The 12,460-nt window shown below is 66.2% G+C and carries 13 protein-coding genes; 5 read left to right on the plus strand and 8 right to left on the minus strand.

Annotated elements, in window-relative coordinates; all coding sequences use genetic code 11:
- Nucleotides 1–35: 35 nt before the first annotated feature.
- Together IPP28_16805 and IPP28_16810 are read right to left on the minus strand one after the other, a co-directional pair.
- On the minus strand, nt 36–833 hold the full coding sequence (locus IPP28_16805; protein ID MBL0042658.1) for a DUF2145 domain-containing protein: 798 nt from the start codon (nt 831–833) through the stop codon (nt 36–38).
- Nucleotides 830–1,231: a hypothetical protein gene (locus IPP28_16810; protein ID MBL0042659.1), complete on the minus strand. Its 402-nt coding sequence runs from the start codon at nt 1,229–1,231 to the stop codon at nt 830–832. Before IPP28_16810 ends, IPP28_16805 begins: the two co-directional genes overlap by 4 nt.
- Nucleotides 1,232–1,350: 119 nt before the next feature.
- Between IPP28_16810 and IPP28_16815 the strand changes: the two genes are divergently transcribed.
- A complete protein-coding gene (locus IPP28_16815; GenBank protein MBL0042660.1) occupies nt 1,351–2,103 on the plus strand; it encodes a helix-turn-helix transcriptional regulator in 753 nt (250 codons plus the stop codon).
- A gap of 10 nt (nt 2,104–2,113) precedes the next feature.
- Nucleotides 2,114–2,971, plus strand: a complete 858-nt coding sequence (locus IPP28_16820; GenBank protein MBL0042661.1) for a DUF1003 domain-containing protein — start codon at nt 2,114–2,116, stop codon at nt 2,969–2,971.
- Nucleotides 2,972–3,144: 173 nt separating this feature from the next.
- Here the strand turns inward: IPP28_16820 and IPP28_16825 are convergent, their stop codons facing one another.
- From IPP28_16825 to IPP28_16845, 5 genes are read right to left on the minus strand one after another with little or no spacing between them, the layout of a single operon-like run.
- Nucleotides 3,145–3,642, minus strand: coding sequence for a riboflavin synthase (locus IPP28_16825; protein ID MBL0042662.1), 498 nt, complete (start codon nt 3,640–3,642; stop codon nt 3,145–3,147).
- A 3-nt stretch (nt 3,643–3,645) separates the two neighbouring features.
- Nucleotides 3,646–4,710, minus strand: coding sequence for a bifunctional diaminohydroxyphosphoribosylaminopyrimidine deaminase/5-amino-6-(5-phosphoribosylamino)uracil reductase RibD (gene ribD, locus IPP28_16830; protein ID MBL0042663.1), 1,065 nt, complete (start codon nt 4,708–4,710; stop codon nt 3,646–3,648).
- 29 nt (nt 4,711–4,739) lie between these two features.
- On the minus strand, nt 4,740–5,180 hold the full coding sequence (locus tag IPP28_16835) for a GNAT family N-acetyltransferase (protein ID MBL0042664.1): 441 nt from the start codon (nt 5,178–5,180) through the stop codon (nt 4,740–4,742).
- A 38-nt stretch (nt 5,181–5,218) separates the two neighbouring features.
- Nucleotides 5,219–5,737, minus strand: a complete 519-nt coding sequence (gene nrdR, locus IPP28_16840; GenBank protein MBL0042665.1) for a transcriptional repressor NrdR — start codon at nt 5,735–5,737, stop codon at nt 5,219–5,221.
- A gap of 11 nt (nt 5,738–5,748) precedes the next feature.
- Nucleotides 5,749–7,002, minus strand: coding sequence for a serine hydroxymethyltransferase (locus IPP28_16845; protein MBL0042666.1), 1,254 nt, complete (start codon nt 7,000–7,002; stop codon nt 5,749–5,751).
- Nucleotides 7,003–7,136: 134 nt separating this feature from the next.
- Here IPP28_16845 and IPP28_16850 point away from each other — a divergent pair, with 134 nt between their 5' ends.
- Genes IPP28_16850 through IPP28_16860 form a run of 3 tightly spaced genes read left to right on the plus strand, consistent with a single transcriptional unit; the run spans nt 7,137 to nt 11,611 of the window.
- Nucleotides 7,137–9,023 carry a hypothetical protein gene (locus IPP28_16850; protein MBL0042667.1) on the plus strand — a complete coding sequence of 629 codons (1,887 nt, stop codon included), beginning with the start codon at nt 7,137–7,139 and terminating at the stop codon, nt 9,021–9,023.
- Nucleotides 9,024–9,067: 44 nt separating this feature from the next.
- Complete coding sequence (gene ettA, locus IPP28_16855) at nt 9,068–10,732, plus strand: energy-dependent translational throttle protein EttA (GenBank protein MBL0042668.1); 1,665 nt, start codon at nt 9,068–9,070, stop codon at nt 10,730–10,732.
- 6 nt (nt 10,733–10,738) lie between these two features.
- Nucleotides 10,739–11,611 carry a glycosyltransferase gene (locus IPP28_16860; protein MBL0042669.1) on the plus strand — a complete coding sequence of 291 codons (873 nt, stop codon included), beginning with the start codon at nt 10,739–10,741 and terminating at the stop codon, nt 11,609–11,611.
- Here IPP28_16860 and IPP28_16865 read toward each other — a convergent pair.
- A complete protein-coding gene (locus tag IPP28_16865) occupies nt 11,598–12,455 on the minus strand; it encodes a glycosyltransferase family 2 protein (GenBank protein MBL0042670.1) in 858 nt (285 codons plus the stop codon). The genes IPP28_16860 and IPP28_16865 overlap by 14 nt on opposite strands.
- Nucleotides 12,456–12,460: the final 5 nt, after the last annotated feature.

Genomic DNA, 12,460 nt, shown 5'->3' on the forward strand with positions numbered 1-12,460 from the left:
ATCCGGGGCGCGCAGCATAACCGCTGGACCCGTGATCACCGCGTGGCCAGACCCGGGCGACGCAGGTCCTCGCGTCGGCGCACGTGGCCGCCACGGGCAAGCCAGTCGAAGATCGAATCGACCGTCACCACCTCGTACTCGCCGGACAAGCGGGCCGCCAGCGGATGATCGGTGAAATGCGCATTCGCCGAGAACAGGCCGCCGGCGATGCGCTTCGTGTACGCGATGTGCAAGCGCGTCGGACGATGGCCGCTGGCCTCGGCCCAGTCCTGTGCGGCAACCCGGTCGGGCAACGCATCGTGCTGCATGGCCGACGCCAGCGACGCCAGCACCCAGGCCGTGCTGTTCTGGAAGCGTCGGCTGTGCGGATGTGCGATGACGTTGTAGTTCGGCTCGTGCAATCGCGCAGCCGCATGGCGCTGCAGGGTTTGCACGAGCGCGGCGGCAAGTTCGTCGTCGAGCCAGACGATCGCGGTATCGAGTGATACGCGGGCATCGGCGTAGTAGTCGACCAGGCCATCCGCATACAGGCCGCTGGCATCGGTGCCGCAGGTGTTCAGCAGGTGGATGACCGTCCAGGGTCCGTCCTCGGCATCGCGGAGCACGAAGCCGACGTGGCTGTAGCGCAGTCCATGCGCCGACAGGTCGGTGCCGACGCGCGCGACCAGAGCCACCGGTGCATCGTCGGCAGCCAGCCGATCGATCACCGCCAGCGCCTGCGCCGCGGCCTCGGCCTGCCGGTCCGGCGCGAGGACTTCGCTGCGACAGTCCTGCCCAGCCTGCACGAACGACGCGACCGCGAGCAGGAGGAAGGCGAGCGGGATGCGCATCACGGCCAGTGGCGGTGGTGGCGATGGATCGCCGCGCCCGGATTCAGCAGGAAGGCGATGCTTTCGCCACCGGGGATCAACACGTGTCCGGCGCCGGTGGCGACCGTCTCGATCACTGCGCCGACGGATGCCGCGAGCATGCGCGCCGTAGCCGCACTCACCCTCAGCGATACCGTCACCGAACCGTGAGCACCCTTAAGCAGCAGGTGTGCCGATTCACCGGCCAGCTCGACCGCGGCCAGCGTCAGTTCACTGCCGGCACCGATGAGGACTGCACTGCCGTCGATGATCTGCGCCGAAGCCTGCACGCTGGACCGCGACGCGGCACTGGGATCGGCCGCCTGCACCGCGCCCAGCGCGAGGACGCCGAAGATCGCCGGGAACCATCGTCGATACCGCATGCGCCTGCTCCGCCCCGACCGCCATCCGGCCGCTGCCGAGGATCGACCTTGCTGCGGCCCGGGCGACGAAACCGTTACGATGGCGCGACTTCCAATACTGTCGGTAGCAAGGATTCGCGATGGCTCTGCGCTTTGAACTGATCGACGCGATCAAGCGCCTGTTGAAGAGTCGCGGCATGACCTATGCGCAGCTCGCGACCAAGATCGACCTCAGCGAGGCCTCGGTCAAGCGCATGTTCTCGCAACAGACGATGACGCTGGCGCGCCTCGAGGAGGTCTGCGAGGCGCTCGGCATCGGCCTGACCGAACTGGTCGAACATGCGCGCCCGGAACGAGAACCGCTGTCGGCATTGAGCGAGGAGCAGGAAGAAGAGCTGGTCTCCGATCCACGCCTGTTCCTGACCCTCTATCTGGCGCTGAACCGCTGGCGCGAAGAAGACGTGCTGCGCCGCTACAGTTTCAGCAAACCGGAATGGATCGGTCTGCTGGTGCGGCTCGACCGCATGGGCATCATCGAACTGCAGCCGGACAATCGCGCCAAGCTGCGTACTGCGCGCAATTTCCGCTGGCGTGAAAATGGCCCGGTGATGCGCTTGTTCGCGAAGAAGCTGATCCCGGAGTTTTTCGCGCGTCCGTTCGCGGGCGAGAACGAGCAGATCCTGTTGCTGGCCGGCATGGTGTCGCGCCCGACCGGGCAACTGCTGAAGCAGCGCCTGCAGGAACTGGCGCGCGAGTTCGATGCCCTGATGGCGCGCGACAGCGTGCTGCCGGTGGCCGAACGCGTGGGCCTGAGCCTGGTGCTGGGCGTGCGCCCATGGGGCCTCCCCGACTTCGAGAAATTCCGCCGCAAGAACGATTCGAACCCCGCCTGACGGAGACGCCATGAGCACCACGCCCCTGCTGCGCTCGATCCCGATGTTCGCCGGCCTCAGCGACGACGACGTCGCGGCACTCTCTAAGGCGGTCGTGCCACGCGAGTTCAAGGCCGGGAAGATGATCTTCGCGCTCGGTGATGCCGGCAATGCGATGTACATCGTCGAGCGTGGCGACGTGAACATCCACCTGCCTGGCCAGAACTCGCAGCGCATTTCGTTGAAGGACGTGAGCCGCGGCGAATACTTCGGCGAACTCGCGCTGTTCGACGAAAAGCCGCGCAGCGCCAGCGCGGTCGCGACCAGCGACACGGTGCTGCTCGAACTCAAGCACGACACCCTGACGTCCTATCTGGAACGACGCCCTGCCGCAGCCATGGCCATCCTGCGCACGATCAGCGAGCGCCTGCGCGAGACCAATGAGCTGCTCTCCGCCCGCGCCGCCAAGAACGTCGATGCCGAATTCGACAAGAACCTGTCGTGGAGCGAACGGATGGCCGACAAGGTCGCCGAACTCAACGGTTCCTGGGCGTTCATCCTGTTTCTGCTGCTGCTTACCGCGGTGTGGTGCAGCATCAACGTGTTCGGCGTGCTCCCGAAGCCGCTGGATCCCTACCCGTTCCAGTTCTTCAATCTCGCGCTGGCCATCCTCGTCGGCCTGCAGGGGCCACTGATCGTGATGAGCCAGAACCGCCAATCACTCAAGGACCGCGCCCGCGCCGAAACCGACTACAAGGTCAACCTCAAGAACGAAGTCAACATCGAAACCCTGATGCGCGAACTCGCCGAGATGCGCAACGAAGTCAAAGGCGTGTCCATCCACCAGGACGATCGCCGCGGCACGACCGCGGACGCGACCGAAGGCTAACGCGCGGGGGGCGCCCCGTGCTTCGAGTCGGTCAGGAGGTGGTAACGCGCGAGGCCAGGTGGACTTCGCGAGGCGAAGGTTCATCGCCGCGCTGCTTTGGAGCGACGAGCGGTTTGCGGGCGAGGAGGGGGCGGTGAGCGATTTGGCTTGGCGGAACCACCCACAGGCGCGGATCAGCGCCGTTCAGGGGTCGGTAACGCACCGACGGTCACGCTTGACGGCGGTGTGAAGGCCGTGACGCCATCGGAATCCGCGATCGAACCCTTCTCGGCAACGAAGCGCGACAGGGCACGCGGCAGCGCGAAGCGCCAACGTGTTGCGCGCGCATCCGCCTCGATCGAGATCACGCGACCGAGGCCATCGACATGGCCGCTGACCAGATGGCCACCGACACGATCACCGAAGCGCAATGACTTCTCGAGATTGACGCAGCGCCCAACGACCCACGTGCCGAGCGTCGTGCGCGAGAGGGTCTCGGTCGAAACATCGGCATCGAAGCCGCTGGCATCGAACGCCACCACGGTCAGGCAGACGCCGTTGACGGCAATGCTGTCGCCAAGTTGCACGTCGGCAAGGCCGAGGGTGCCGGACGCGATGCGCAGACGCACATCACCACCCTTCGGTTCGATCGCGGCAACACGGCCGGTGGCTTCGACGAGTCCGGTGAACATGATTCAGTCCTTGCGATCCGGGCGCAGCACGAGACGACGGTCCGGCCCGATGCGGCGCTCGTCGACGAGATTCCAGTCCATCATCGCCGCCAACGCGTCGACAAACAGTGGGCGCGCAGCGGGGCCCCGCAGGCGATGCGCCTGGTACAGCACACATTCGTCGACCAGATCCGCCCGCAACAACCCGCCCGCCAGCGATGCGCCGGCTTCGACATGCAATTCGTTGACCTGCCGCTGCGCGAGCAAGGACATCAGTGCATGCAGATCGATGCGCGCACCAGACATGGGCAGCGCGATGATCTCCGCACCCGTTGATTCCAATACACGTCGTCGTTCGCCATCAGCAGCTTCGCCACAGACGATCAGCACACGCGACGCGGCGTCGTGCAACAGACGTGCCGTCGGGGGCGTGCGCAGCCGCGTATCGGCGATCACACGCAGTGGCGCCGCATGCGTCACATCGATCCGCACGGTGAGTTGAGGATCATCGGCGATGATCGTGTCGACGCCTGTAAGGATCGCCGACGCGCGTGCGCGCCAACGATGGCCGTCGCGCTGTGCCGATGCACCCGTGATGGCGAGTCGCGTGCCGTCCATGGGCGCGGTGCGTCCATCCAGCGTCGCTGCCAACTTCACGCGCACCCAGGGTCGGCCGCGTTCGATGCGCGAAAAGAAGCCGATGTTGAGTTCGCGCGCCGCTGCGGCCATCAGCCCAGGATCAACGGTGACGCCGGCAGCGCGCAGGCGCGCGAAGCCCTCACCCGCCACGCGATCGAAGGGATCACCGATCGCGGCGACGACGCGCGCCACGCCCGCGCGCAACAGCGCATCGGCGCAGGGCGGCGTGCGCCCGTGATGCGCGCAGGGTTCGAGCGTCACGTAGGCGGTGGCACCGCGTGCCGATTCAGCGGCTTCGCGCAGTGCGAACACTTCCGCATGCGGGTCCCCGGCGCGTTCGTGGAAGCCGCGGCCGAGCACGCGTTCGCCATCGGCGATCACGCAGCCAACGCGCGGATTCGGGGTCGTCGTGTACAAGCCGCGCGCCGCCAGTCGCAGCGCTTCGGCCATGTGCGCATGATCGATCGCGCTGAACGCGGTCACGCCGCCGCCAAGGCACGCGGCGCGATGCCCATCACCGTCGCGCAGACGCCACGCAAATGGACGGTGGCGACGTCCTGCCAACCCAGCTTGCGATAGAACGGCTCCTGCCCCGAGGTGTAGAGGTACAGACGTTCGACACCGAGTCGATACGCCATGTCTTCGCAGCGTCGCACCAGATCGATGCCCAGACCGCGGGCGCGCTGGTCCGGACGCACGTACAGACTCGCGAGCCAAGGCGAATACGCGCGAATGTCGTCGTGATCGTTGTCGAGCAGGCTCACCGAACCGATCAGTTCGTCATCCTCCAGCGCGACCAAGGTCGTGGGAATCTTCAGGCCGCCATCGTGCGTCGCGAACTCGGCGATCATGGCCGGCACATTGAAGCCCTGGATCAGCGGCGACCACTCTGCAACATGCCATTCCGCAAGTTGCTGCATGTGATGCGGCACCTCGCTCAACCAAGCGTGCCGAAGACTCACGGCTTGCGGCCTTCCGGCGCTGGATCGTCGAGCAGCGACAGCTGCTTTTCGGACAACGAAGGCAAGTCGCGCTCGAGCTGCTCGACCTCTTCACGGAAGGCCTGCACATCCTCGAATTTGCGATACACCGATGCGAAGCGGACGTAGGCGACCTGGTCGATGCGACGCAGTTCGCTCATCACCCAGTCGCCGATCCGCCGCGACGGCACTTCGCGGTCGACGACCGCTCGCAACCGCCGGGTGATCGCTGCGATCGCGGCATCGATGCTGGCGGCCCCGGCAGGACGCTTGTGCAGGCACTGCTCGAGACTGGCGCGCAGCTTCCCGGCATCGAACGATTCGCGCCGGCCATCGGCCTTCACGATCATCGGCAGCTTGAACTCGACCGACTCGAACGTGGTGAATCGCTCATTGCAGCCCTCGCATTGCCGCCGCCGACGCACCTGCGCGCCGTCGTCGGTCAGACGCGAGTCGACGACGCGGGTATCGGGCTTGTGGCAGAAGGGGCAGTGCATCGATCAGCCGCTCAGGCGTAGACCGGGAACTGCTGGCACTGCTTCGTCACGTTGGCACGCGCGCCGGCGATGACGTCGGCGTTGGCCGGGTGATCGAGCACGTCGCAAATCCAGTGCGCGAGCGCGACGCAGTCGGGTTCCTTGTAGCCGCGCGTGGTCACCGCCGGGGTGCCGATGCGCAGGCCCGAGGTCACGAAGGGCGAGCGCGGGTCGTTCGGCACCGCGTTCTTGTTGACGGTGATGTGGGCGGCGCCGAGTGCGGCCTCCGCGTCCTTGCCGGTGACATCGCGACCGATCAGGTCGACCAGGAACAGGTGGTTCTTCGTGCCCCCCGAGACAATCCGATAGCCGCGGCTGATGAAGGTGTTCGCCATCGCCTGCGCGTTCAGCACGACCTGGTGCTGATAGGTCTTGAACTCGGGCTGCAGCGCTTCGAGGAAGGCGACGGCCTTGGCCGCGATCACGTGCATCAGCGGGCCGCCCTGCGTGCCCGGGAACACCATCGATTGCAGCTTCTTCTCGATCTCGGCGTTCGCCTTGGCGAGGATGATGCCGCCACGCGGACCACGCAGCGTCTTGTGGGTGGTCGAGGTCACGACATCGGCATGCGGCACCGGGTTCGGATACTCGCCCGCCGCCACGAGACCGGCGACGTGCGCCATGTCGACGAAGAAATAGGCGCCCACGGCCTTGGCGATGTCGGCGAACTTCGACCAGTCGATGACCTGCGAATAGGCCGAGAAACCGGCGACGATCATCTTCGGCTTGTGCTCGCGCGCCAGGCGCTCGACTTCGGCGTAATCGATCAGTCCGGTATTCACGTCGATGCCGTATTGCACGGCGTTGAAGATCTTGCCCGAGAAGTTGACCTTGGCGCCGTGGGTCAGATGACCGCCATGCGCGAGGCTCATGCCGAGGATGGTGTCGCCGGGACTCAGCAGCGCGAGATAGACCGCGGCATTGGCCTGCGAACCCGAATGCGGCTGCACGTTCGCGTAGTCGGCGCCGAACAACTGCTTGACGCGTTCGATCGCCAGGTTCTCGGCGATGTCGACGAATTCGCAGCCGCCGTAATAGCGCTTGCCGGGATAACCCTCGGCGTACTTGTTGGTCAGCACCGAACCCTGCGCCGCCATCACGCGCGGACTGGCGTAGTTCTCCGACGCGATCAGTTCGACGTGGTCTTCCTGGCGCTGCACCTCGGCCGCGATGGCCTTCGCGAGTTCGGGATCAAAGGCGTCGATCGACGTGGTCTGGCGATACATCGGCGGGCTCCGGAGCAGGAAACGGGAAGTGCGTGATGTTAGCGCAGCACTTTCCCGGCTCGCCGGCGCTGCCCAAGGGCGCTAGTCTTCCGCGCCCATCTGCCCTCGTTCCGCCCGATTCAGGCCTGCCGTCGATGAGCCCGTCCCTTCCCCCTGCGGTGACACCGATCGATGCCCTGCTCGGCCGCGGGCAAGCGGTTGCCGCCGAGGAGGCGCTGCAGCACCTGCGTCGCGAGCTGACGGTGCAGGATGCGACCGTGGCCATCAATGCCTTGCTGCAGCGTCACCCGGACTGGATTCCGGCACTCGCCGAGCTCGGACGCTGCATGCTGCAGATGCGGGAACATCGCGCCGCCTTCAACGTCGGCGCGCACATCGTGCAGCTCGATGCGGCGGACGCGCGCGGCGTCGAGCTGCAGGTCGTCGCGATGGAACATGAAGGTGCCCCGGCCTCGCAGGTGCTGCCACGCCGCCGCCGTCTGGCGGCCTTGCAGCCGGATTCCGCGCCACACCAGTTCATGCTTGCGATCACCGCGTCGCGTCTCGGCTACTACGCCGAAATGCATGCCGCACTCGATACCGCGCTACGTCTCAATCCCGACCTGCTGCTGGCGCGCTGGGCAAAATTCCTGACGCCACGCGACAAGTTCTTCGCCAGTCGCGCGGAGATCGAGCGCTACATCGCCGATTGGGACGCGGGTTGCGCGGCGTTCGCGGCGCGCGATCTGGAAGCGCCGGCATTGCGGCCGCGCCTCGAAGGCCTGCTGCTGGCGCAATGCAATTTTCATCTCGCCTACAGCGGCATCGACGTGACCTCGCGCCAGATCGCGCTGGGACAGATCCTGCGGCGCATGGCGACGTCGGCCTTTCCGCAATTCGACGCCCCGCCCCGCCCCGCGCCGCTGACTGGCCGCAAGCTGCGCATCGGCTTCCTGACCGCGACCCTGCGCCATCACACCGTGCTCAAGCTGTTCGGTGGCCTGATGCGGCGATTGCCGCGCGACCGTTTCGAAATCCACGCCTATGCACTGGAAACCGGCAGCGATGCAGTGACCGAGCAGCTGCGGCGCGAGCTCGATCTCGTCCGGACCGATATCGGCCCGCTGGCGGTGATGGCGCAGCGCATCCGCGACGATGCCTGCGATGCATTGGTCTACATCGACATCGGCATGCATCCGCGCACGGTCGCGCTGTCGGCGCTGCGGCTTGCACCCTTCCAGGCGATGCTGTGGGGCCACCCGGTCACCAGTGGTGTCGACAGCATCGATGCCTTCATCAGCAGCGCCCTGATGGAACCCGCAGACGGCGCCCACCACTACGCCGAGACCCTGATGCCACTGCCGGGACTCGGCTGTTGGTACGACCCGCAGCCGCTGGCGCTGCAGCCACAACAGGTGGTGCGTGCGGCGGACGCCCCGCCCCGCATCGTCTGCGCCCAGAACGGCCTGAAACTGCTGCCGGAGCAGGACGCCGTGTTCGCGCGCATCCTCGCGGCCGTGCCGGACGCGCAACTGGTGCTGCTCAGTGGCCTGCAATCCGGCATCGAGGCGAACCTGCTGCAGCGCATGCGTCCGGTGTTCGCGGCGCACGGCGTCGACCTGGACCGACGCGTGCGCGTCGTCGGCCATGTCGACGAACCCACCTTCCTGCGCGAACTCTGGCAGGCCGACCTGGTGCTCGACGCCTTGTCCTGGTCGGGCGGTGTCACCGCGCTCGAGACCTTCTGGGGCGACGTGCCGGTCCTGACCCTGCCGGGCGAGTTCATGCGCGGTCGCCACTCCACCGCGATGCTGGCGCTGATGGAACTGCCCGAGCTGATCGCCGCCGATGTCGACGACTTCGTCGCCCGGGCCGCGGCACTGGCGTGTGACGGTGCCGAACGAACCCGGTTGCGCGGCTTGATCGCCGCGCGCAAGCACCGGCTGTATCGCGACGATGCGGTGATCGATGCGTTCGCCCACCTGATCGAGCGCGAAGTTCACACGCGGGGCCTCGCCGCGCTGGACTTGCCACAGCCATAGCCCGACAATCGGCGGTCTTCCCTTTGTCGTATCAGGCCCAGCCCATGCAATACATCTACACCATGAACGGGGTGAGCAAGATCGTTCCCCCGAAACGCGAAATCATCAAGAACATTTCGCTGAGTTTCTTTCCGGGCGCGAAGATCGGCCTGCTGGGCCTGAACGGCGCCGGCAAGTCGACCGTGCTGCGCATCATGGCCGGCGTCGACAAGGACTTCAACGGCGAGGCGCGGCCGGCACCGGGCATCAAGATCGGTTATCTGGAGCAGGAACCGAAGCTCGATCCCGAGAAGACGGTGCGCCAGGAAGTCGAGTCGGCGCTGGGTGAAATCTTTGAAGCCAAGGACAAGCTCGAGGCGGTCTATGCCGCCTATGCCGACGAAGGCGCGGATTTCGATGCACTGGCCAAGGAACAGGAACGCCTCGAGGCGATCCTGTCCGCGGGTGATGCCGATACCTTGAAGCAGCAGCTCGAAGTGGCCGCCGACGCGCTGCGCCTGCCGCCTTGGGATGCCGTCATCGGCAAGCTCTCCGGTGGCGAGAAGCGTCGCGTCGCGCTGTGCAAGCTGCTGCTGTCGAAGCCGGACATGCTGCTGCTCGACGAACCGACCAACCATCTCGATGCCGAGTCGGTCGAATGGCTGGAGCAGTTCCTCGCGCGCTTCCCGGGCACGGTCGTCGCCGTCACCCATGATCGCTACTTCCTCGACAACGCCGCGGAATGGATCCTCGAACTCGACCGTGGTCGCGGCATTCCGTGGAAGGGAAACTACACGGACTGGCTGACGCAGAAGGACGAGCGCCTGAAGCAGGAAGAGAACCAGGAAAAGGCGCGCCAGAAGGCGATCCAGAAGGAGCTCGAATGGGCTCGCCAGAACGCCAAGGGCGGCCGCAGCAAGGGCAAGGCGCGCCTGGCGCGCATCGAGGATCTGCAGTCAGTCGACTACCAGCGCCGCAATGAAACCAACGAGATCTTCATTCCTCCGGGCGAACGCCTCGGCAACTCGGTGATCGAGTTCAAGAATGTCTCGAAATCGTTCGGCGACCGCCTGCTGATCGAGGACCTCGCGTTCAGCGTGCCGCCGGGGGCGATCGTCGGCATCATCGGTCCGAACGGCGCCGGCAAGTCGACATTGTTCAAAATGCTGATGGGCATCGAGAAGCCCGACAAGGGCGAGATCGGCGTCGGCCCTACGGTCAAACTGGCCTATGTCGACCAGAGCCGCGACAAACTCGAAGGCGACCACAACGTCTTCCAGGAAATTTCCGGCGGCCTCGACATCCTCAACATCAACGGCATCGAGATCCAGTCGCGCGCTTACCTAGGCCGCTTCAACTTCAAGGGCCAGGACCAGCAGAAGATGGTCGGCAACCTGTCCGGCGGTGAACGCGGCCGCCTGCATCTGGCAAAGACCCTGCTGCAGGGCGGCAACGTGCTGCTGCTCGACGAACCGTCCAACGACCTCGACATCGAAACCCTGCGCGCGCTTGAAGATGCCCTGCTCGAATTCCCGGGCAATGTCTTCGTGATTTCGCATGATCGCTGGTTCCTCGACCGCATCGCCACGCACATCCTCGCATTCGAAGGCGATTCGCACGTCGAGTTCTTCCAGGGCAACTACCGCGAGTACGAGGAAGACAAGAAGCGCCGACTCGGCGCCGATGCCGACCAGCCGCATCGCATCCGCTTCAAGGCTCTGAAGAAGTAAGAGGCGATGGACGCGGCCTTGTCGGCACTGAAGCGCGAGGCCGCGCTGCATCCGGAACAGCCAGGGTTGTGCGGACGCCTGCTGGATCGAGCGATGCGCGTGGCCGGCCCTGAAACCCGGTTGCCGATGCCGCCGGACCTGCCTAGCCTCGCGATCGTCTGCTGTTCGATCAAGCCGGACATTGAGGCACGCTTCCGTGCCGAGATCGCGCGCACATTCGCGGGCTGGCCCGCGCTTGAGCTGATCGTGCTGAACGACGCGCGCTCGCTGGCCGAGGCCTACAACCGCGGCGCGGCGAAGACGCAGGGCGACTGGATCGTGTTCTGCCACGACGACATCCGCTTCCTGCGCGACGATTTCGCGGCGCGGGTCGCGACCGCCATGCAGCGATTCGATGTGTTCGGCCCCGCCGGTGCGACTCGGGTCGATGGCCCGTCGGCATTGTGGGGCGGGCCGAGCAGTGGTCGCGCGCAGGTCAGCTATCCGCTGCCGGACGGCCGCATTGCCGCCACGCTCTGCGGCATCGATGCCGCGCACGTGCCGGCACAATTGCTGGATGGCGTCTTCATCGCCGTGCGCCGACCGGTCTGGTCGCAGGTGCGCTTCGACGCCGAACGCTTCGACGCCTTCCATTTGTACGACATCGATTTCAGCTACGCCTGCCATCGCCAGGGCCATGCCGTCGGGGTCGCCCAGGACCTGCATCTGCTGCACGACTCCGATGGACTGTTCGACGAGCGCTGGTCCGTCTACGCCGACCGCTTCCTCGGCAAGCACGGCCTGAGCGCCGGCGCTGCCCATCCCAACCCGACCAGCGGCTTGATCCTGCGCACCACCGCTGGCATCGGCGCGATGTACGACGCGCTCAACGCCGCCTGATCAGCCGCGCGCCGAACTGCAGCAGCAGACGCGCGCCGAGCATCATCAACAACAGGGCACCGCGTGGCGTCCATGCGTGCAGGCGTTCATGTTTCACGAAGTAGCGCCACAGACTGCGATGCTTGTGCCAGACCACGAAGAACGGCCGCGACCGACTCGATGTGCCCTGCACGTGCATCACCGGCACGGCGTTCGCTACCACGACCTGACGACCGGCATCGCGCACTCGGCGACACAGGTCGAGATCCTCGGCATGCAGGAAATAGCCTTCGTCGAAACCGCCGATGCGGCGAAACAGTTCGCGCGGCATCAGCATCAATGCCCCGGAAGTCGCGTCGACGACGCTCAAGGCCTCGTCGCGCGGCAACAGTTCCAGCCCGTGCGCGGCCCATGCGCGGCCGCCGGGCAGCCGCGCCCATTGGGTTGCCCACAATCGCGCCAAGGTCGGATCACGGCGGCGCGCGGCCGCTTCGCGCTGACCGCTCGCATCGCGGACATCGGCACCCAACAGGCCGATGTCGGGTTGCCGCTGAGCGATCTCCAGGAGCCGCGTCAAGGTATCGGCCTCGACCAGGGCATCGGGATTCAGGAACAGCAGCCAGGGCGAGGCGCTCAAGGCGGCGCCGCGATTGCAGGCCGCCGCGAAACCGGCATTGTGACCCATGCGCTCGATCCGCACGCGCGGATCGTCCAGCACAGCCACGGCGTCGAGGGCGCCGTCGCGGCTGGCGTTGTCGACGACGAGCACTTCGCGACAGGCGGCATCGACCAGCACGCGGGTCACGCACTGCGCGAGCAGCGGTCCGCTATCGTGCGCAACGACGATGACCGCGATGCCGGTCACGTGCG

Source organism: Lysobacterales bacterium (assembly GCA_016721845.1).
In the GTDB taxonomy this organism is placed as follows: Bacteria; Pseudomonadota; Gammaproteobacteria; order Xanthomonadales; family Ahniellaceae; genus JADKHK01.

Bases quoted from the DNA above. Each gene is read 5' to 3' on its own strand.
- IPP28_16825 (MBL0042662.1), bottom strand. From the start codon at position 3,642: ATGTTCACCGGACTCGTCGAAGCCACCGGCCGTGTTGCCGCGATCGAA.
- IPP28_16835 (MBL0042664.1), bottom strand. From the start codon at position 5,180: ATGCAGCAACTTGCGGAATGGCATGTTGCAGAGTGGTCGCCGCTGATC.
- nrdR (MBL0042665.1), bottom strand. From the start codon at position 5,737: ATGCACTGCCCCTTCTGCCACAAGCCCGATACCCGCGTCGTCGACTCG.
- IPP28_16845 (MBL0042666.1), bottom strand. From the start codon at position 7,002: ATGTATCGCCAGACCACGTCGATCGACGCCTTTGATCCCGAACTCGCG.
- IPP28_16820 (MBL0042661.1), top strand. From the start codon at position 2,114: ATGAGCACCACGCCCCTGCTGCGCTCGATCCCGATGTTCGCCGGCCTC.
- ettA (MBL0042668.1), top strand. From the start codon at position 9,068: ATGCAATACATCTACACCATGAACGGGGTGAGCAAGATCGTTCCCCCG.
- IPP28_16815 (MBL0042660.1), top strand. From the start codon at position 1,351: ATGGCTCTGCGCTTTGAACTGATCGACGCGATCAAGCGCCTGTTGAAG.
- IPP28_16860 (MBL0042669.1), top strand. From the start codon at position 10,739: ATGGACGCGGCCTTGTCGGCACTGAAGCGCGAGGCCGCGCTGCATCCG.
- IPP28_16810 (MBL0042659.1), bottom strand. From the start codon at position 1,231: ATGCGGTATCGACGATGGTTCCCGGCGATCTTCGGCGTCCTCGCGCTG.
- IPP28_16850 (MBL0042667.1), top strand. From the start codon at position 7,137: ATGAGCCCGTCCCTTCCCCCTGCGGTGACACCGATCGATGCCCTGCTC.
- ribD (MBL0042663.1), bottom strand. From the start codon at position 4,710: ATGGCCGAAGCGCTGCGACTGGCGGCGCGCGGCTTGTACACGACGACC.